Here is a 19,360-nt window from a genome sequence, read left to right on the forward strand (position 1 = left end):
TCTGCATTATGGAATCCCTTCTTAAGAACGCCACCGAAATCTTACTGCTCATCTTTCTTATCATCACTTTTTTACAAAGCGGTATCGACAAAGTATTTGACTGGACCGGTAATTTGAACTGGTTAAAGGACCACTTTTCAGACACACCCTTAAGAAATCTTGTCCCCGTTTTACTGGGTACGGTGCTCCTGGTTGAGGTAAGTGCGGGAATACTCTGTGCCATAGGCCTATACCAATTGCTCATCATTGGTGAATCCACCATGGCACTCTACGGGGCCATACTCTCTTGTGTGGCGCTGCTAATGCTCTTATTCGGCCAACGTATGGCTAAGGATTACGAGGGAGCCAAGACCATTGCGGTTTACTTCGTCCCAGCCATTTTCCTGGTTTTCCTGCTACAATCGTAAATAGAAGATTTAAAAATTGCTCGTGGATGTCTCGTCTGCTGTCCGCCCGTATAGGAACGGGTAGACCGTCCGGATTTTAGATGCAATTAATTCTAAAGAGTTCTCGACTGCGCTCGAACAGACAGCAGATCTCTTTGGCGCAATTTAGTTCTACACTGCCAGAAGTCAACGGGCGGCCGCTATGGATTTTGGATGCAGTTAATTCCTAAGAGTTCTCGACTGCGCTCGAACAGACAGCAGATCTCTTTGGCGCAATTTAGTTCTACACTGCCCGTCCGTCCGACTCATCCGGGCGCGGTGATCCGGATTTTAGATGTAATTAATTCCTAAGAGTTCTGGACTCCGCTCGAACTGACAGTAGATTGTTTTGACTCAATGTAGTTCTCGACTCTGCTCGAACAGACAAAGTTCAGTTTAGGATAGTCTAATAATCGCTTAAAACGAACTATTTCTCGTATTTGTCATTTAAGATCTTCAGGATCTCTTCTGTAAGGTCCATCGCTTCTGTTCCGTAAAGAACACTGCCTCCTTCTCCTCCGCCCAGGACATAAGTATATCCATTGGCTTTTCCATAGGCTCTGATTTCTCTTTTCACCTTACTTACCAGGCTGTCCATTTCTGTCTGACCCTGTTGTTGCAGCAGTTGTTCCTCCTGCTGAAGCTGCTGACCGATAAACTGGCCTCGCTGCTGCAATATTCCGTATTCTTCCTGAGCTTTCTTTTGCGACATGGAACTGGCTTTGGCCTGAAAGGCCTGTGCTTCTATTTGAAAGGCTTGTGAGACACTGTCCCTTTTTTTGTTCAGTGCATCTGTTTTTGTTTTGTACTTTGCCTCAATATCTTGCTTCTCCTGGTAATCATCCATGAGTTTGATATTGTCTACATAACCTATTTTATTTTGCTCACAACTCAACAAAGTCAGAAAGAGCAATCCGACAATCCAGTTTTTCATTTGTCCATTTTTTAGTTGGGCAAAAATAGCAAAGCTTTTTGAAACCTATGGGAGCTTTCTCATATTTAAGATCCCAGGCGTTTTTCACCCGGGCATTACACCATGGAAATAATAAGCAATTCTTATTGATTTTTTTATTTCGATCGGTATTTCTTATTTTAAACCGCTTTCAGAACAGCCTCAAAATTGGTTTTTAAAAGGGAACAGGGTTTTTGTAAAGGGGATATGTCAAAGTCTCGGGAAATCGCCTTAAAATGCCTTTTAAGCTTTTTGAAGCACATAAATCAGGGAAGAGTACTCTCCGGTTCGCATAGCGGATAAATTTGAACGCAGTCCGGACCAAAATCCCTTTAAAAGCGCAAACCTACTTTTCTTATATCTTTCGGAAAGCAGGGAAACGTAGAAAGCATCAAAGTACATGGGTTTAGTTTGATGCAGTTTCATGCCTTGCTGACTAAAAAGCTGTTCAATTCCATCTCTGGAAAAATGCCATAAATGCCTTGGCACATCATAAGCCGCCCAGAACTCCTTGTAGCGTCTCGCATCCCAAGCTTTGAAATTTGGAACGGCTACTACCAGATAACCATCATCCCTTAGCAATTCTTTTATTGCAGAGATGGCCTTTTGTAAATCAGGAAGATGTTCCAATACATGCCAAAGCGTTATCACATCAAAAGATCCAGATGAGATCTCATTCAAATTAGCCCGAAGGTCCATTCCTTTTTGTCTGGCATTTTCCCTTGCCCTGGCATTGGGTTCTATTCCTGAGACTTTCCAGGATGCTTCCCGGGCCAGCAGCAGAAAATCTCCCGTACCTGCGCCGTAGTCCAAAAGTGATTTGGGTTCGGTTAACAGGGAATCCAACAAGCGTACTTTTCGCCTAAGATTGTGCTTTTTTACAATTTGATAAATGCGATCTACAAGAGTTTCCCTGGAGTCTGAATGTGAAATGTAGTCCTCTGCTTCGTAATATCGATCAATATCTTCAGGTACGGGGCGGGTCTCCAATATGTCCAGATCTTCGCGAATCATCAATTCAAATGACTCTCCGCTGAAGGCATGATCTTTAGTTTTTAAATACAATTTCATTGTAATTGTCCGTAGCCAGGTACTCCTTTTTAAGTTCCCGAAGATACTTCAAAACAATTGGTCTTGAAAGTGAAGTTTCCGCCAGACAATCCTTCTCCTCATCATTAAAAACCTCAATGCCGATATAATAATTTCCATTTCTGAGGATCTCCTCCGCATCGTCGGACATGATAGGCTCCACTTCATCCGAGCCTACCGCGGCGCTCACAGCCACATCAAAAATGAGCGGAAATAGATTTATGGCCTTATCCGGGATCTCAACTTCATAAAAGGAAAAGTAATAATGACTTCCTCCGGCTTCAAAGGGAACTTGTACGTCTACATAATAATCATCCAACTGAAACTTGGTGTTGACATAGTGGTAAAAGTCGTCAGCATCTTTAGGGTCTTCAAAAATGAACATGGTCTTTTTAGGTAGCCCTCTTTTAAACTTTTTCCCTTTGGTTATTTTATAGTCTTTAATATTCGGGGCGATTCTAATAGGGATGCAGGAAGAGATGCCAATACTCAGGCATATACAGAGTAGTAATCTTTTCATGTTGGCTCGATTTTCAGTTAAACTAGCTTACACAAAAAACGAGCCAAAACAACCCCATCCGAAGTTTTAAGCCATTAAAAATACCGTTTGTTCCACGTGGAACACTTGTTTACCTTCCAAGATAAACCAATAATACACTAATATCGCTTGGGGAAACGCCGCTGATCCTGGAAGCCTGAGAGATGGTGGCTGGTTGGATCTGCTGTAGCTTCTCACGGGCTTCAAAGGAAAGTGATTTTAGTTTTGAGTAGTCAAAATCCGCAGGGATCTTGATATTCTCCAACCGTTGAAGTTTGTCTGCGTTGTTCTTCTCCTTTTCAATATAGCCGGAATACTTTACCTGGATCTCCGTTTGCTCTAACACCTCTCTGTCCAGTTCATGCTCAGCTACAAAATCAGCCACACCTTCCAATTGCAACATATGATCCATAGTTACCTTAGGCCTGGAAAATACTTTTACCATCTTATCCGCCTGCTTTACCGGGGCGGAATCCAGGCTTTCTAATATGGGGTTAAGTTGATCCGGATTAAAGCTGGTCTTTTTAAAGAATTCTATGAAGGAAGTTGATTTCCGTTCCTTTTCCTCCATTCGCCTAAGCCGCTCCTCAGAAGCCAGACCAAGCTCAAAACTTTTTGGGGTAAGTCTGAGGTCCGCATTATCCTGCCGAAGCAGTGTTCGGTATTCCGCGCGAGAAGTAAACATTCTGTAAGGTTCTTCCGTTCCCTTAGTGATCAGATCATCAATCAAAACCCCGATGTAAGCTTCATCCCTTCTCAGTACAAAAGCTTCCTTTCCATTGTTTTTTAGATGTGCATTAATACCTGCCATCAAACCCTGTGAGGCCGCCTCTTCATATCCGGTTGTGCCATTGATCTGACCGGCAAAATAAAGATTCTCGATCAACTTAGTTTCCAGGGTATGTCTTAGCTGAGTTGGTGGAAAATAATCGTATTCAATGGCGTAGCCAGGCCTAAAGAATTTAACCTTCTCAAAACCTTTTACGGAACGCAAAGCCTTGTATTGAACATCCTCTGGCAGCGAAGTAGAAAATCCGTTTACGTAAACCTCAACGGTATGCCAACCTTCAGGTTCTACAAAAATCTGATGGCTATCCTTATCCGCAAAACGGTTTATCTTATCCTCAATAGACGGACAATAACGAGGTCCAATACTTTTGATACGGCCGTTGAACATTGGAGACCGATCAAAACCTTCCCTAAGCAGATCATGCACTTCGGCACTGGTATGTGTCATAAAACAATCCCGTTGTTCTTTTAGCAAAGGGGTGTCCAGGTAGGAGAACTTTTCAGGATTCTCATCTCCCGGCTGCACGATCATAGCAGAATAATCTAAGGAACGACCATCCACTCTAGGGGGTGTTCCCGTCTTCATCCTACCCGAATCAAAACCAAAATCTGTAAGCTGTTCCGTAATTCCAGTAGCGGCCTTCTCGCCTGCCCGACCTCCACCAAATTGCTTCTCTCCAATATGAATAAGCCCATTGAGGAAAGTTCCATTCGTAAGAACTACGGACTTCGCATTGATATCAATTCCTAATGAGGTACGGACTCCGGTTACCTTACCATTCTTTACGAGCAATCCCTTTACCATCTCCTGGTAGAAATCCACATTAGGTGTCTGCTCCAACAGTAATCTCCATTCCTCTGCAAATCTTAGTCGATCATTTTGCGCCCTTGGACTCCACATAGCAGGGCCCTTAGACTTATTAAGCATCTTAAACTGTATAGCCGACCTATCGGTCACTATACCACTATAACCTCCTAAGGCATCAATTTCTCTTACGATCTGACCTTTTGCAATACCCCCCATTGCAGGATTACAGGACATCTGCCCAATAGTCTGCAGGTTCATAGTGACCAACAGCGTTTTGGATCCCATATTGGCAGCGGCCGCCACAGCTTCAGCACCAGCATGCCCGCCCCCAACTACAATAACATCGTACTCTTTCTCAAACATAGGTCCTATTGTTCCACGTGAAACAATTTCATTTTTTCCTCTTCCAACTCACGCATTACCTTCTTCTCAGTTTCGGTCTTATCCCCATAACCCAACAAGTGTAATACGCCATGTACCATTACCCTTCTTAACTCTTCCATCAAGCTAACATCCAAGGTATCCGCATTTTCACGAACGCGATCCACAGAGATAAAAATATCCCCGCTTACTTGTCCGTGTTCAGAATATTCAAAGGTAATTATATCGGTAAGGGTGTCATGATCCAGGTACTTCTTATTGAGATCCCACAGGTATTCATCAGAGCAAAAAATGTAGTTTAATTTACCCGGGATCTTGCCCTCACCCTTAATAACTCTAGCAATCCAATCGGCATAATAGGTATCATTCTCAAGAGCAAAATCCAACTCATAATGAAACTCAATCATCCTTTCTGAAATAGTCCTTCACCTTATTCTGAAAAATTTGCTGCAAAGGTAAGGCCTGTCGGTTTAATATCTCAATTTCCTGTTTATATTTCTCCAGCAGCTCCGGCTTGGTAAGCACAGGATTCCGATAGAATTCTTCATTTACCTTGCTCTCGCGCTCCTGCCTATTTCCCTGCTTTAAGGCAGCGTTTTCCAACTTCAACAACTGATGCCTAATGGTATTCATTTTGCTAATGGTGCGTTGCGTAATACCACGCTCCAGCAGTTCATTCTCAAAAGCCTCCATTTGACGGATTAACTTCCGGGCAAGGTCCCTGTCTCCTTGCCGGATCATATCTTCCAATTGCTTCTCCAACTCCTGCCTGATGCGTTGCTGTTCTTTATAGATATCGTATATCTCACGCAGCTCCTCTTCTCCCAATTCACCCTGTCCGCCACCGGAGCCCTCTTCCTGTCCCTGGCCCTTACCTTTGCCCTCTTTGCCACCTTCACCGTCCTCACCCGGTTGTTGACCTTCTTGTCCCTGTTTACCTTCTCCGGATTCTCCTTCCTTACCAGAACCTTCTTGCTGTCCTTCACCTTCCTGCCCTTCCGAACCCTCTTTGCCAGACTGGCCAGACTGGCCCATTTTTTGTTGTAGTTCTCCCTGCGCTTTGATGATATCAGGCAACTGAAAACCATCCTGTCCGCCACCGGAGCCCGAACCCTGACTGAGGCTTTGTTGCATATTATCCAACAAACTGGCAAGGAAATCAGCGAGACTATTAGAGGCGTTCAAGACATATTGCTGGTACGCAATGCCTTGATAAATCTGATTTTCTGTAATGCTCCCTACAGACTTATCTATATTATAGTAAACCTCTGTTATCTGTTCGTTTACAAACTCAGACAACTCCGCACGCCTAAGTGAAAGTGCGAACAGACTATCATCTACATGTTCAAACAGATCCCTTAAGCGTTGTTGCTCTCTTACCGTATTGGAGAAATTAGATACATCCAGGTCTATTCCTTCCAGGCTTTCGTATAACTTCTCTTGCTTAAGGGAAAAAATCACCAGATTATCCAAAATTTGTCGCAGCATTTCCGCATCCTCAGTTATTGTAGAGCCTCTACCGGCCATAGAAGATTGACTCAGGGATTCACTCATCTCCTTCATCTTTTGAGCCGCCGATTTTTGCTTTTGGTTTGCCTTATTAGCCGGCGAATTCGAGTCACCCGATTGTGATTCCGGTGACTGTTCCCCTTCTTCCTGCTTGTTGAGTTCCTCCAAAGCCTCCTTCTGATCCGTTTTTACATCTTCCTCTTTGTCTTCGTCAATATTCAGAGATAGAGGCTTTTTAAGATCCTTGTTGTCTTTTTCCAGCTCCCGAAGTTCCTCTGCCAACTTTTTAAAATCCTCATTTAGTCCACTTTGTTCTTTGGACTCCGCTTCCTTTTCTTTTCCTTCCTCTGACAAGGCTTCCTGCTTCTCCGCCAATTTGCGAAGCTCTTCAGCCAGTTGGGAGGCTTTTTCCGTTACATAATACCTTTTGGTCAACTCCAGTAGCTGCTCCAGACTGCGCTCACTATTCTGCTGTTTTTTGGCAAGCTCTTCCAGCCTTTTAGACAGTTCTTCCTTCTCAATTTTATCCGATATCTCCTTGAGCTCTTCCAATAACTTGGCATTTTTCTGAGCCTCTAATTCCCTTCTTTCCAGTCGCTCTCTCAATAGCTTGTTCATCTCGTCATCAGGATTACCTTTCTCAAGGTTTTCTTTCAACTGCTCACTGAACTTCTCCATCATTTCCTCCTGCTGCTGTTGCTTTTGCAGAAAGTCCTTAACCTGATTCTGATCGTTAAAGCTTAAGCTGTTCTTTTCCTTTTGTTCCTTGTTGATCTCCTTAAGAACCTCCTTTTGTTCTTTCAAATCCTCCAAAGACCTGTCAAAATTGTTTAAAATAGACTGCTGGAACTCTAACTGTTTGTCTTTTAACTGGTTATCATCCAAGATGCCCCGATTAAATACCCGGCTTTTTACTTTCTTACCCCCGTGAATAGCATCGTTATCCGTCGCTTCAAAATAAAAGGCGTACTCCTTTCCTTCTTCCAGTAAAAGACCAGACGGAAAGGTGTAATAAAACTGATCAAAGTTGGCATCAGGTTTACGTAAACGCAGTCTTTGCAGGCTTTTTTCATCATCCATAGGATAATAGACAAGGTCAATATGGGAGACCTTATAGTCATCGGAAGCCTCACCCACATAATAAGAAAGGTTGGGATTCAACGAGTCTAAAACCTGGTTTACCCTGATACTGGGATAGGCATCACGGACCACTTTAAATTCGTAATCCATGGTTTCATACTTGTCTACATGTATATTGGAGGTTGCCAGCTGATAATCGGTATTGCTGTAAATGCGCCTTTTAAATTCAAACGCATCCTCTTGCTTCTCGAAAAAGAAGGCGGTATCCTTTGTGCTCCATTGGATATTCTCAGTGTGCTTTCCCTTTATTTCCCAGCGCACTTCTGTCCCCTCCGGTAGTGTAGCATTTCCGGTACCCTTTAACACTTCCGCCACTTTTCCGGTATAGCCCGGATATTTCAGATGCAATTTAAAATCTTCAATCACCGGAGCTTTCAGGGCTTCCAGAAAATAGGGTTTAGACCGGACTTCATCCGCCCTAAAGAAGAACTCAGAAGACTGCAGCGGGGGGGTGAAAGTATATTGGTACAGGCCATCCTGAAGTTGTAACAGGAATTCCCTACCATTTACTACTATGAAGACATTCTCCGGCCTGATCTCTCCTTCAGTACTTACCTGAACGGTATATTCCTCGCTTTCCAAAACCCTGGTTTTACCCGCAAGAACCTTAAATGAGAAGGGCGCAGGGGGCTCATAGGCGGTTTGATAATTAACAACCCTGTCATAAGAACCGAAAAAAGAATTGAAATTCCCTGAAAGGGCTATAATTCCCACAACCACAATTGGGATAATCAGGTATCTGGCATACTTAAGGTTTTCCCTAAGGTTGATAGCATGCTTAAAAGGAACGGTCTTTAACTGAGCCGATTTCTGTTCAATACTGGCGAGTAACAACTCGGTCTGGTCGCGGTCTTCCGCCAACTCCAAAAGATTATATAACTTATCGTCCACCTCCGGAAAGTGACGGCCAATCAAGACAGAGGCCTGCTTATTGCTAATGCCCTGTTTGAGGCGGAACAAATAGATAAGCGGGATTACGATATACCTGGATGCCAGGAAAAGCCCGGTAACCACAAAAAATAGCAACAGCAGGAACCTGCCGGTAGAGCCCATCCATAAAAAATATTCCAGGGCCAATACGGTCAGGAATACCAGTCCGCCAAAAAACAGGAACAGGAGTATTCCCTTGACCAGTATTTTGGAATAGTACTTCTTTATGAAGCCTCCGAGTTTATCCAGTATGTTGTGATAACTATCCAGAATCGAGTATATTTAATACCAAGATACCAGTTCCACCAAAATACCGCCTCAAAAATTTGTTAAAAAGCTACGGATGAAAGATTTGAAGTATCTCGCCGCTATGACCATCCCGATTTCCGCCTTAATCGGTTTGTATTTTAAAGGCTATTGGACCTACTTTACTCCTGTTTATGCCTTTGTGCTCATTCCTATAATGGAATTGTTGCTTCCACAGGACAGTTCCAACCACGAAGGAGAAGTCAGAGAACGCAAAAAGGTCAATCCTTTTTTTGACTGGATGCTCTACGCCAATGTTCCCGTAGTTTTCGGAATACTCTTATACACCCTTTTGGATATCAGTACAAACTATCACACAACTTCGGAGATCATTGGTCTGGTGTTTTCCGTAGGTATCGTTCTTGGGGCGAACGGCATCAATGTAGGCCATGAATTAGGACATCGCTCAAGAGCATACGAACGCTTCCTGGGCAAACTCCTATTATTGCCTTCCTTCTATATGCACTTTTATATAGAGCACAATTTTGGGCATCACGTGCATGCCGCTACCCCTGAAGATCCTGCCACAGCGAAAATAAACCAGACAGTTTATTCCTTCTGGTTTACCTCTGTGATCCGGCAGTATTTCAATGCCTGGAAAATTCAAAGTAAGTTGCTAAGGCAGGAAGAAAATGGATTTTGGTCTCTTAAAAATGATATGCTCTGGTATACCTTATTTCAAGCACTATACTTATTGACTATTTTTCTGATGTTCGGGCAATTTGCAGTTCTCATTGCGCTCGCTGCCGGGGTAGTAGGCTTCCTTTTACTGGAAACCGTAAACTATATAGAACATTACGGCCTGCTCCGTAAAAAACTACCCTCAGGAAGGTATGAGCGCGTCCGGGAGGTCCATTCCTGGAACAGCAATCACATCATGGGCCGTATTATTCTCTACGAATTGACCAGGCATAGCGATCACCACTATAAGTCTTCGAAGAAATATCAGATCCTGGACTATCACGACGTTTCTCCTCAAATGCCTTTTGGTTATCCGACCTCCATGGTGCTCTCTTTTCTACCCCCACTTTGGTTTAAGATCATGAATTCGAGGATTCCGGATGAAATGAAAAGCTGACCTTTGGGGATACCGCCCTTAGGCCTATCTTTGCAGCGCTAATTATGCATTTATGAGTCAAGCTGTAAGAGTGCGTTTTGCGCCTAGCCCCACCGGCCCCTTACATATCGGAGGTGTACGAACCGCCTTGTTCAATTATCTTTTTGCTAAAAAGCATCAGGGTACTTTTGTATTGCGTATTGAGGACACCGATCAGAACCGATATGTGGAAGGAGCAGAGCAATACATTGTAGATGCCCTGAACTGGTGCGGAATACCTTTCGATGAAGGCCCCGGGAAGGAAGGGGAATTTGGACCATACCGTCAGAGCGAGCGCAAAACACTTTACCAAAAATATGCAGATGAGCTTGTTAGTAAAAATCAGGCTTACTATGCCTTTGATACGGCTGAACGACTGGACTTTCATCGCAAGGATCACGAGGCCAAGGGTAAAACATTCATTTATAACTGGCACAACCGTTTAAAACTAACCAACTCATTATCCCTTAGTGAAGCGGAAACTCAAAAACGCATTGAATCCGGAGAACCCTATGTGATCCGTTTTAAGTCTCCGGAGGGTAGAGAACTCATCCTACACGACCTTATCCGTGGGGAGATCCGTATAGACACCAATATTCTGGACGATAAGATACTCTTCAAAAGTGATGGTATGCCCACTTATCACCTGGCCAATATTGTTGATGATCATCTGATGGAGATCACCCATGTTATCCGAGGAGAAGAGTGGCTTCCTTCCCTGGCGCTACATCAGCTACTGTACGAAGCCTTTGAATGGCAAGCCCCTCAATTTGCGCATCTACCCCTGATCATGAAGCCTGTGGGCAAAGGAAAGCTCAGTAAAAGAGATGGGGAAAAACTCGGATTTCCCGTTTTCCCCTTGTCGTGGGGTGAGTCATCAGGGTATAGGGAAGCTGGCTATTTCCCGGAGGCTGTGATCAATTTTCTGGCCATGTTGGGATGGAATCCCGGAACAGAGCAGGAGATCTTCAGCCTGGAGGAATTGATAGACGCCTTTAGCCTGGAACGTGTAAACAAGGCAGGCGCCAGGTTCGATCCGGAAAAGACCAGGTGGTACAATCATCAATATCTACAACAAAAAAGCGACGCCTCTCTCGCAGAGCTCTTTGGACAGCAACTGAGTCAGATGTCTTCTGTTTCAACCACCGCCCAGGCTCGCATGTCCGATATGCGGTATCTTGAGAAGATCGTAGGCCTGATCAAAGAAAGGGCGTTTTTTGTTTCTGAATTTTGGGAGCTGGGATCTTACTTCTTTGTTGCGCCGGAAAACTACAATGAAAAAGCTGCAAAAAAGCAGTGGAAACCGGATACATCCGGTTTGCTGGAACAGTTGTTGCCGATTCTTGAGTCGCTTTCCGAGTTCAGTTCCCAGCCCATTGAGAGTGAGGTTAAAAATTGGATAGACGAACAGGAATTGTCCTTTGGCAGGATTATGGCTCCACTGCGCCTGGCGATTGTCGGTGATCTCAAAGGACCGCATTTATTTGATATTATTGAATTAATTGGAAAAGAAGACGCTCTTTCCCGCATCCGCAGGGCTATAACCGCACTTTAAAGATCCGCTTAAGTTGTTTTGACCGGCTGGCGGTATTCTTTATTATACCTCCAGGCAGTATAGTTCCACATTCTATTCATTTTGCCCAAACTGTAACAAATACGGCGAATTCACTACAGATATTATAAAGTCTTACTATATTCATTCACTAACTAAATACATTATTGTTATGGGCAATTTTATCCTTATTCCTATCATTTTTCTGGGGCTGGTCATTCTGCTATCCTCTTTTTTTGTAGTCAAACAACAAACCGCCTTTGTGATCGAACGATTTGGGAAGTTTCAAAGTATTCGGAATTCCGGTTTACAAATGAAAATTCCACTGGTAGACCGGATCGCCGGACGCCTAAGTCTTAAAATACAGCAACTCGATGTCATTGTGGAAACCAAAACCCTGGACGACGTATTTGTAAAACTGAAAGTGTCGGTACAATACGTGGTGATCCGCGACAAGGTTTACGAAGCATTTTACAAACTGGAATATCCACATGATCAAATCACCTCTTATGTCTTTGATGTGGTGCGTGCCGAAGTTCCAAAAATGAAACTGGACGATGTGTTTGTTAAGAAGGATGACATTGCCATCGCGGTAAAGTCTGAATTGCAGGATGCCATGTTGGAATACGGTTATGATATCATCAAGACCCTGGTCACAGACATAGATCCGGATGCTCAGGTAAAAGCGGCCATGAACCGGATTAATGCTTCAGAGCGAGAAAAGATCGCCGCCCAGTTTGAAGGTGACGCGGCCAGGATCCTTATTGTGGAAAAGGCAAAGGCCGAGGCAGAGAGCAAAAGACTGCAAGGCCAGGGTATAGCAGATCAGCGCCGGGAAATAGCCCGCGGACTGGAAGAATCGGTAGAGGTATTGAACAAAGTCGGGATAAATTCGCAGGAAGCCTCCGCGCTTATCGTAGTTACCCAACATTACGATACCCTTCAGTCTATTGGTGAGGAAACCAACACCAACCTCATCCTGCTGCCGAATTCACCCCAGGCCGGCAGTGACATGCTGAATAATATGGTGGCTTCATTCACAGCCAGCAATCAGATCGGCGAGGCCATGAAAAAACAAAAATCCAAAGACAAAGGGGATATTTGATTTTCTTTTCTATAAAAATAAGAGGTTGTCTAAAAAGTAAGAATGTGCATTAGTCACATCGAGCGTCTGCCCGGCTAAGACATTCGGACGGGCTGTCGAGATGTAATTTATTTTCGGAAGCTTTAATTAGTTCTCGACTGCGCTCGAACAGACAAATTTCCCTTTTTAGACAGCCTTTTTTCTCATATGTCCCCTGAGACTGAATAAAGCCCTGTATCGCCTGATCACTTCTGAGCGGCACATGGACATTCAATCGAGTCAAAAACCCGGTATAACTCCTCTAAAAAGGCGGGGTTGCATAAAAAATACCAATCGATATAATTACATCGATAAGCGTTATCTATCTCACTTGGATTGCTCGATCTTGGCCCAGGTATCTCTTAAAGTGACTGTTCGATTGAACACCAGCTTACCAGGTTCAGAATCTTTGTCCACATTGAAATATCCGAGACGCTGGAACTGAAATTGGTCACCTTCATTAACATCCTTCATACTTGGTTCAAGATAAGCAGTGACTTTTTCCAAAGAGTTCGGATTCAGGAATTCCATAAAGTCTTTTTCCTTATGTCCGTCAGGCACCGCGTCCGTGAACAATCTATCGTATAACCTGACTTCCGCGGGGATGGCGTGCTTTACAGAAACCCAGTGCAGTGTTCCCTTGACTTTTCGAAGGCTTTCTTCCGTACCGCTGCCACTCTTACTCTTAGGATCGTAAGTACATTGAACCTCTATAATATTCCCATCAGTATCTTTTGTACAACTCTCTGCCTTAATAATATAGGCGTTCTTAAGTCGCACCTCTCCTCCTAATTTTAGCCTGAAAAACTTGCGGTTTGCCTCTTCCCTGAAGTCTTCCTTTTCTATGTACAGTTCTCTTGAAAACGGCACTTGGCGGTTTCCGGCCGACGGATCTTCAGGATTGTTTTCCGCCTCTAACCATTCTTCTTCACCTTCAGGGTAGTTCGTAATAACAATCTTGAGAGGGTTAAGGACTCCCATCACGCGAGGGGCAATTTTGTTTAGATGCTCTCTTGCATGAAACTCCAATAAGGAAACATCTACTACATTTTCCCTTTTCGCGATGCCTATAGTATCCGCGAAGCTGCGAATAGATTCGGGAGTGTAACCCCTTCTTCGCAATCCTGAAAGTGTGGGCATACGCGGATCGTCCCAGCCAGATACTACACCCTCTTCCACCAATTTCAACAGCTTGCGCTTGCTGACAACGGTATGGCTAAGGTTCCTGCGCGCGAACTCCCGCTGTTTTGGCCTTATCTTATCCGACTCTGTAACCTGATCCAGAAACCAGTTATACAGCGGTCTGTGTGGTAAAAACTCCAGGGTGCAAAGCGAATGTGTAATTTGCTCTATATAGTCGCTTTCCCCATGTGTCCAGTCGTACATGGGATAAATACACCAATCGGTATTTGTTCTGTGATGCGCTCTGTGCAGTATGCGGTACATAATGGGATCCCGCAACAGCATATTGGGAGAAGCCATATCTATTTTGGCCCTTAAAACATGGGTGTTTTCATCAAAATCCCCATTTTTCATCCCCTCGAATAGTTGCAGGTTCTCCTCTACGGATCTATCTCTGAAGGGGCTGTTGGTGCCCGGGGTTGTGGGTGTGCCTTTTTGCTCTGCCATTGCCTCTGAGGATTGACTGTCTACATAGGCTTTTCCCTCTTTGATCAGTACTACCGCCCAATCGTAAAGCTGCTGAAAATAATCCGAAGCATAACACTCCGTATCCCACTCATAACCAAGCCATTCGATGTCTTTTTTGATGGCTTCCACATACTCCTGCTCTTCCTTGGCCGGGTTGGTATCGTCAAACCTCAGGTTCACTGGCGCCCCGTAGCGCATTCCAAGGCCAAAATTCAGGCAAATGGAGCTGGCGTGGCCTATATGTAAGTAGCCGTTTGGCTCAGGAGGGAAGCGGAAGCGTAGATCATCCTTAGGCATACCATTAGACAGGTCATCCTCGATGATATGCTCTATAAAATTTAATGATCTGGATTCGTCGCTCATGGCTTAAATTTTGAAGGAGCAAAGGTAGGAAAAATGGTGCGATAAGCCCCATCAAAAAAGCTATCCATACAAAACCAACCGTTTCACAACAAAATTAATCGGTGCTACAACATTAAATTCCCCGCGCGATAATTAAGTGTCATATTTGTTTTTAAATGATAATGTCAATAACTTAAAGCCTAATCTTGACCCTAAATCGATTATCATAACCTAAGGAATACGGTTTATCCGAACCCAAATCTGACGCCCGGTAAAACTGTAGTATCAAAACTACAACTACTTATGAAACCAAAATTATTTACCTACCAGTTTCTCTTATTGTCCTTTTTGTTCTTCGGATCCCTGCAGTTAAGTGCACAGACACTCGAAGCTCCTGTCCCTGCCCCGAACCAGAATCCTCCTGTAGGAAGTTCAGCCTGGGACAAGGCATGTGCCTCTGCCTCTTTCAACAACTACTGGGTGGAGTTCACCTGGAATTTCCCATTGGTGAACAGCGATAACGAATTTATCCTGGAGCTTTCTGATGCTACGGGCGATTTTTCCAGCCCTGTGGAGCTTGCCAGAGACGACCAGAACAACACCAATTTTACCTTTTTCTTCGAGTTTGCACTTCCAACAGACACCCGAGGCGAAGGTTACAGAATGAGAGTGCGCAGTACCAGCCCGGCCATAACCGGTGACGTGTCTGCGCCCTACCCAATGTATTACAGGGATTTTGATGCGGCTATCCTCATTAGCCCTGATGGTAACGGAACCATTCCTCCCGGAGGAGCCATAGAGATATGCGACGGGGCTGCGGTAACGCTAGCACCACATAATGTTCCGGGCGCTTACAGCTACCAGTACACCTGGTATAGAAGCGGATCCCCAATATCCGGTGAAAAATCTCATCAGCTTGTGGTGAGTACTGCCGGAATGTACCAGGTAGAAATAGATTACGGTGCCTGTTCCACGGCCGGTGGAGGTACCTTATCCAATATTATAGACGTGACCACGGCCACCAGCCAGGGTATTGCCATCAATCCCCCGGCCAAAACCGCATTGTGTAGCGGAGAAACCGAGGTGCTTAACGCCAATATCTCAGGGATGGGCTACACCTATACCTGGTATAAGGACGGATCTGCCATAACATCACCTACTGTTGATGATGACTCTTATACCGTAGACGCTTCTGTTTCCGGTTTCGAAGGAGATTATCAGGTACAGATCGAAGGAAGTGGTATTTGCCTTGAACGTTCTGCCGCTGTGACCATGACCAACGCCGGGAACTTTACGGTTACCCGGGACAACGATGCCAATATGGTAGTCTTGCCAGGTCAGACAACCACGCTTAGTGTTAGTACAGATGCCAGTTCTCCTACCTATCAATGGTACAGGGACGGAAACCCGGTTGCAGGAGCTACCTCAAGTAGCATAATAGTAGACGAAACTGAGACCGGTGTATATTTCGCCAGAGTAAGCTTAAGCGGAGGTAGCTGTACTTCTACCTCTGTGGATTCTGATACAACCACAGTGGTTGTTCCGGATTCCCTGGAAGTAGTGATAGACTACGCTTCTACATACACTGCATGTGAAAACACCAGTATTGTACTGGAAGTAAGCACCATAAACGCCCTGGATTCGGGTGGAACCCGTACGGATGTTACCTCATCACTTCTGGCAAGTATGACCTATCAATGGCAACAGGACGGTGCTAATGTCGGAGGAGCTACTTCCAGCAGCATCAGCCTGGCTGATATATCTGAGAATGGAAGCTATACCCTGGATGGTAGTATCGGCAGTTACAATACTACCTCAAATGCGCTTTCTGTGCAGTTGTTGGTTAACGAGACCCTCACCATTAACAGTACAAGTCTGATCAGCTGTAATTCTTCAGAAGATATCACTATCGATACGCCTACTGACCTGACCGGAGAAACATTTGACTGGTTCAGGGACGGGGTTAACCTAAACACTACCGAACCCTCTATAGACGTAACCCAACCAGGAACATACCAATTGGTACTTCAACGTAACGGATGTCCATTGCCTTCTAATGAGATCGTGATCACTCCATTAGATCCGGACCTTATAACAATAGATCCCGCAGGGGTGGTTGTATTCCCTGAAGGAGGATCAAGGACTGTGACCGCCAGTGGAGGTGAAAGCTATCGTTGGTTCGATATAAACAATGTAGAAATAGCCACTACTGCCTCGGTAAACTTTACTGAAGAAGGAACCTATGCCGTGACCGCCATTATTGGCAATTGCGAAGTTACCAGAACTGTTGAGGTGGAATACCTGGATACATTCAGAGTACCCAATGTGATCACTGTGAACGGAGATGGTATCAATGACCAATGGATATTACCGAATTCATACTCCAACAAGGCAGATGTGAATGTCATCATTTACAATGACAAAGGAGAAGAAATACTAAATCAATTTGACTATAACAATAGCTGGCCGGAATCTTCAATGTCCTTCCCAAGGCAGAACATGGTCTTTTTCTATAAGATCAGGAACGCTTCGGAGGTCTTGAAACAAGGCACGATTACCATCATACGATAACCAAACTAATGAAAACTAGAATTCTATTCCTGTTAGTGTGCATCTTTGCGCTTACCCCTAAACTAAGCGCCCAGGAAGATAACCCCTTCCTAAGCTATGATGTTCCCTCTCAGAACCTGCTTAAGTTCAATCGATTCCTGATCAACCCAACCTTTTCCACGGTAAGGGAAGACAAATCGTACATCAATTTATTGCACAGAAACCAGTCGGTATCTTTTGATGATAATAATCAGATGTATTTCCTGAGCTATAGTGGTAGGATCAATGACAGAACAGGTTTAGGATTAAGTTTATACAACCAGAGAGAAGGTATCGTAAGCAACTATGGTGTGCTGGCTAACTATGCCTATGGCATTAAACTAAGTGATAAAAGTAACTTTACCTTTGGTGCTAATGTCTCGTACTACAGCAGTGGTTTTGATGAAAGCCGTGCAAACCCCATAGAGGTGGATCCATTCCTCAGTGGATTTCAGGATAGCTCCTTGCTTACTTTTCAACCTGGTTTCAACATTTCTTACGGGCCATTTGACTTTGGTCTCTTTGCGGAAAACCTCTTTGACTACAACTTAAAGACCAGTGAGTCTATAACAGATTTCAAGGACAAGACCTTTTCAGGACATTTACAATATACCTATCAGTTTGAAAATGGCAGCGGTGTCTTTGAGCAAGCGCGCTTGATGCCACTGGCCAGGGCCAGAAAGGTAGGGGAGGACGAGTTTGTCCTGGGTGGAAATATCATTCTTGACCTTCCAAAGATCGGATGGCTTCAGGGAGGATACGACAGCTTTTACGGTGCTTCAGCCGGTTTGGGATTCAATCTGAATAGAAGATTGTCCCTTGGATACACTATGGAAAAAGGGCTTTCTAACGATCTGGACAATTTAGGCTTGACCCACGAAATATCTTTTGCTTACTCCTTTACTCCGAATCTTACCGAAGATCGTGTAATGCTTGAAGATAATAACGATGCCCTCGTCAACAACTCGGAGGACGAAGAAATAACCGAAGAATCCCTAACGGACAAGGACAAGGAAATTCAGGAACTTAAAAAGCGCCTTGCCGAAAACGATGCCATCCTGGCCGAATTGATGTTCAGGCAAGATTCCCTGGAGACTATTGAATCTAACCGACAGGGAGATCTGGAAAGGCGTTTTGAGATGGTCATGCGCATGGTTAGAAAGGAGACCAATGGGGAAAGGCCGGATATCGAAGAACGAGCCCAGCAGCTTTACCTGAACGGTGAGGATAAGAATAGCCTGGCCTATACTCCGGCACCTGCCACGAAAAGGGATATAGAAGAACCCAATACCATTAAGAAAACCCTGATCAAAAAGGATCCGGTCGTTATCACAGAACCTACTGAGAAACAAGATCAAATAGCCGCTAACGATGTAGTGGAAAGGACTGAGCCCATCAAAAAATACCCTGTGGTACAAAACGATCGCATCCAGAAGAAACCCATTAAGAAGGCTACCCAGCAAACTGGGGTTAAGAGTCAGAAATTCAGGGACCTGGACGGGGTTGCAGATGGATATTATGTGGTGGCCAATGTATACCGCGGAGAACACTATCTAAACAAATTTGTGGATGATCTGTACAGTCAGGGCATCAATGCGGATTATATAGACAACCCAAACAACGGTATGAAATACGTTTATCTGGAGCGATATGACAGCTGGAGTGAAGCGCTTCAGGCTTATAAATCCGGAGTAAACGGAACTTATGACGGCGACCTGTGGATCATGAATGTACAGAACCGTTACACCAATGAAGCTTACGCGGCCAATGCAGATAAGATCAAGGAAAAATCCTCTAAATACGAGGCTGATGTATTGCGCAAGAATGTTATTGTTCGGGATAAAGTGGCCTCCAACCAGGAGAACAGGACCTACAACATTGATGGGGTAGGTATAGGCTACTACATAATCGCAAATGTATTTGCCAACCCGAGAAACGCCAACCGATTTGTAAAACTACTAAACTCTCAAGGACTCAGCGCCAGTTATTTCATCAACCCTGAAAACAACTACCGCTATGTGTATTTAAAACGACATGAGTCCTGGACTAACGCTCTCATTTCTTACTACTCCAAACTAAACGATTCGTATGAAGACAAAATGTGGATCATGCGGGTCACACCCAACTTGATAACCTAACTA

General features: G+C 44.4%; 13 protein-coding genes. 6 read left to right on the forward strand and 7 right to left on the reverse strand.

Translation table 11 applies throughout. The features are described from left to right. The first annotated feature begins 8 nt into the window (after nt 1-8). Nucleotides 9-407, forward strand: a complete 399-nt coding sequence (locus GTQ38_RS03200) for a DoxX family membrane protein (RefSeq protein ID WP_161433897.1) — start codon at nt 9-11, stop codon at nt 405-407. Nucleotides 408-852: 445 nt separating this feature from the next. Here the strand turns inward: GTQ38_RS03200 and GTQ38_RS03205 are convergent, their stop codons facing one another. The 6 genes from GTQ38_RS03205 to GTQ38_RS03230 all read right to left on the reverse strand — a co-directional run bounded on the left by GTQ38_RS03205 (nt 853) and on the right by GTQ38_RS03230 (nt 8,684). After that, nucleotides 853-1,359 (reverse strand): OmpH family outer membrane protein, encoded by a 507-nt coding sequence (locus tag GTQ38_RS03205; protein ID WP_161433899.1) that lies wholly within the window; start codon nt 1,357-1,359, stop codon nt 853-855. A gap of 261 nt (nt 1,360-1,620) precedes the next feature. After that, nucleotides 1,621-2,448, reverse strand: a complete 828-nt coding sequence (locus GTQ38_RS03210; protein ID WP_161433901.1) for a class I SAM-dependent methyltransferase — start codon at nt 2,446-2,448, stop codon at nt 1,621-1,623. Then, nucleotides 2,426-2,986, reverse strand: a complete 561-nt coding sequence (locus GTQ38_RS03215; RefSeq protein WP_161433903.1) for a hypothetical protein — start codon at nt 2,984-2,986, stop codon at nt 2,426-2,428. The genes GTQ38_RS03210 and GTQ38_RS03215 overlap by 23 nt, the downstream gene beginning before the upstream one ends. A gap of 109 nt (nt 2,987-3,095) precedes the next feature. Then, complete coding sequence (mnmG, locus tag GTQ38_RS03220) at nt 3,096-4,964, reverse strand: tRNA uridine-5-carboxymethylaminomethyl(34) synthesis enzyme MnmG (protein ID WP_161433905.1); 1,869 nt, start codon at nt 4,962-4,964, stop codon at nt 3,096-3,098. A gap of 5 nt (nt 4,965-4,969) precedes the next feature. Continuing rightward, nucleotides 4,970-5,389, reverse strand: coding sequence for an rRNA maturation RNase YbeY (gene ybeY / locus GTQ38_RS03225; protein WP_161433907.1), 420 nt, complete (start codon nt 5,387-5,389; stop codon nt 4,970-4,972). Continuing rightward, on the reverse strand, nt 5,382-8,684 hold the full coding sequence (locus tag GTQ38_RS03230) for a DUF4175 family protein (protein WP_238857761.1): 3,303 nt from the start codon (nt 8,682-8,684) through the stop codon (nt 5,382-5,384). The genes ybeY and GTQ38_RS03230 overlap by 8 nt, the downstream gene beginning before the upstream one ends. 220 nt (nt 8,685-8,904) lie before the next feature. Between GTQ38_RS03230 and GTQ38_RS03235 the strand changes: the two genes are divergently transcribed. The 3 genes from GTQ38_RS03235 to GTQ38_RS03245 all read left to right on the forward strand — a co-directional run bounded on the left by GTQ38_RS03235 (nt 8,905) and on the right by GTQ38_RS03245 (nt 12,620). Further along, on the forward strand, nt 8,905-9,945 hold the full coding sequence (locus GTQ38_RS03235; RefSeq protein WP_161433909.1) for an alkane 1-monooxygenase: 1,041 nt from the start codon (nt 8,905-8,907) through the stop codon (nt 9,943-9,945). Between the two features lie 52 nt (nt 9,946-9,997). Next, nucleotides 9,998-11,518 carry a glutamate--tRNA ligase gene (gltX, locus tag GTQ38_RS03240; RefSeq protein ID WP_161433911.1) on the forward strand — a complete coding sequence of 507 codons (1,521 nt, stop codon included), beginning with the start codon at nt 9,998-10,000 and terminating at the stop codon, nt 11,516-11,518. 169 nt (nt 11,519-11,687) lie between these two features. After that, nucleotides 11,688-12,620, forward strand: a complete 933-nt coding sequence (locus GTQ38_RS03245; RefSeq protein ID WP_161433912.1) for an SPFH domain-containing protein — start codon at nt 11,688-11,690, stop codon at nt 12,618-12,620. 345 nt (nt 12,621-12,965) lie between these two features. Here GTQ38_RS03245 and GTQ38_RS03250 read toward each other — a convergent pair whose 3' ends face one another. Beyond that, the gene (locus tag GTQ38_RS03250) at nt 12,966-14,651 is read right to left on the reverse strand and encodes a glutamine--tRNA ligase/YqeY domain fusion protein (RefSeq protein WP_161433914.1); all 1,686 of its coding nucleotides are present in this window, start codon (nt 14,649-14,651) and stop codon (nt 12,966-12,968) included. A 282-nt stretch (nt 14,652-14,933) separates the two neighbouring features. Between GTQ38_RS03250 and GTQ38_RS03255 the strand changes: the two genes are divergently transcribed. Continuing rightward, entirely contained in the window at nt 14,934-17,201 is a 2,268-nt protein-coding gene (locus GTQ38_RS03255; RefSeq protein ID WP_238857762.1) for a T9SS type B sorting domain-containing protein, read from the forward strand. Between the two features lie 8 nt (nt 17,202-17,209). Continuing rightward, a complete protein-coding gene (locus tag GTQ38_RS03260) occupies nt 17,210-19,357 on the forward strand; it encodes a PorP/SprF family type IX secretion system membrane protein (RefSeq protein WP_161433916.1) in 2,148 nt (715 codons plus the stop codon). Nucleotides 19,358-19,360 lie beyond the last annotated feature (3 nt).

Origin of the sequence: Poritiphilus flavus (assembly GCF_009901585.1) — a bacterium.
In the GTDB taxonomy this organism is placed as follows: domain Bacteria; phylum Bacteroidota; class Bacteroidia; order Flavobacteriales; family Flavobacteriaceae; genus Poritiphilus; species Poritiphilus flavus.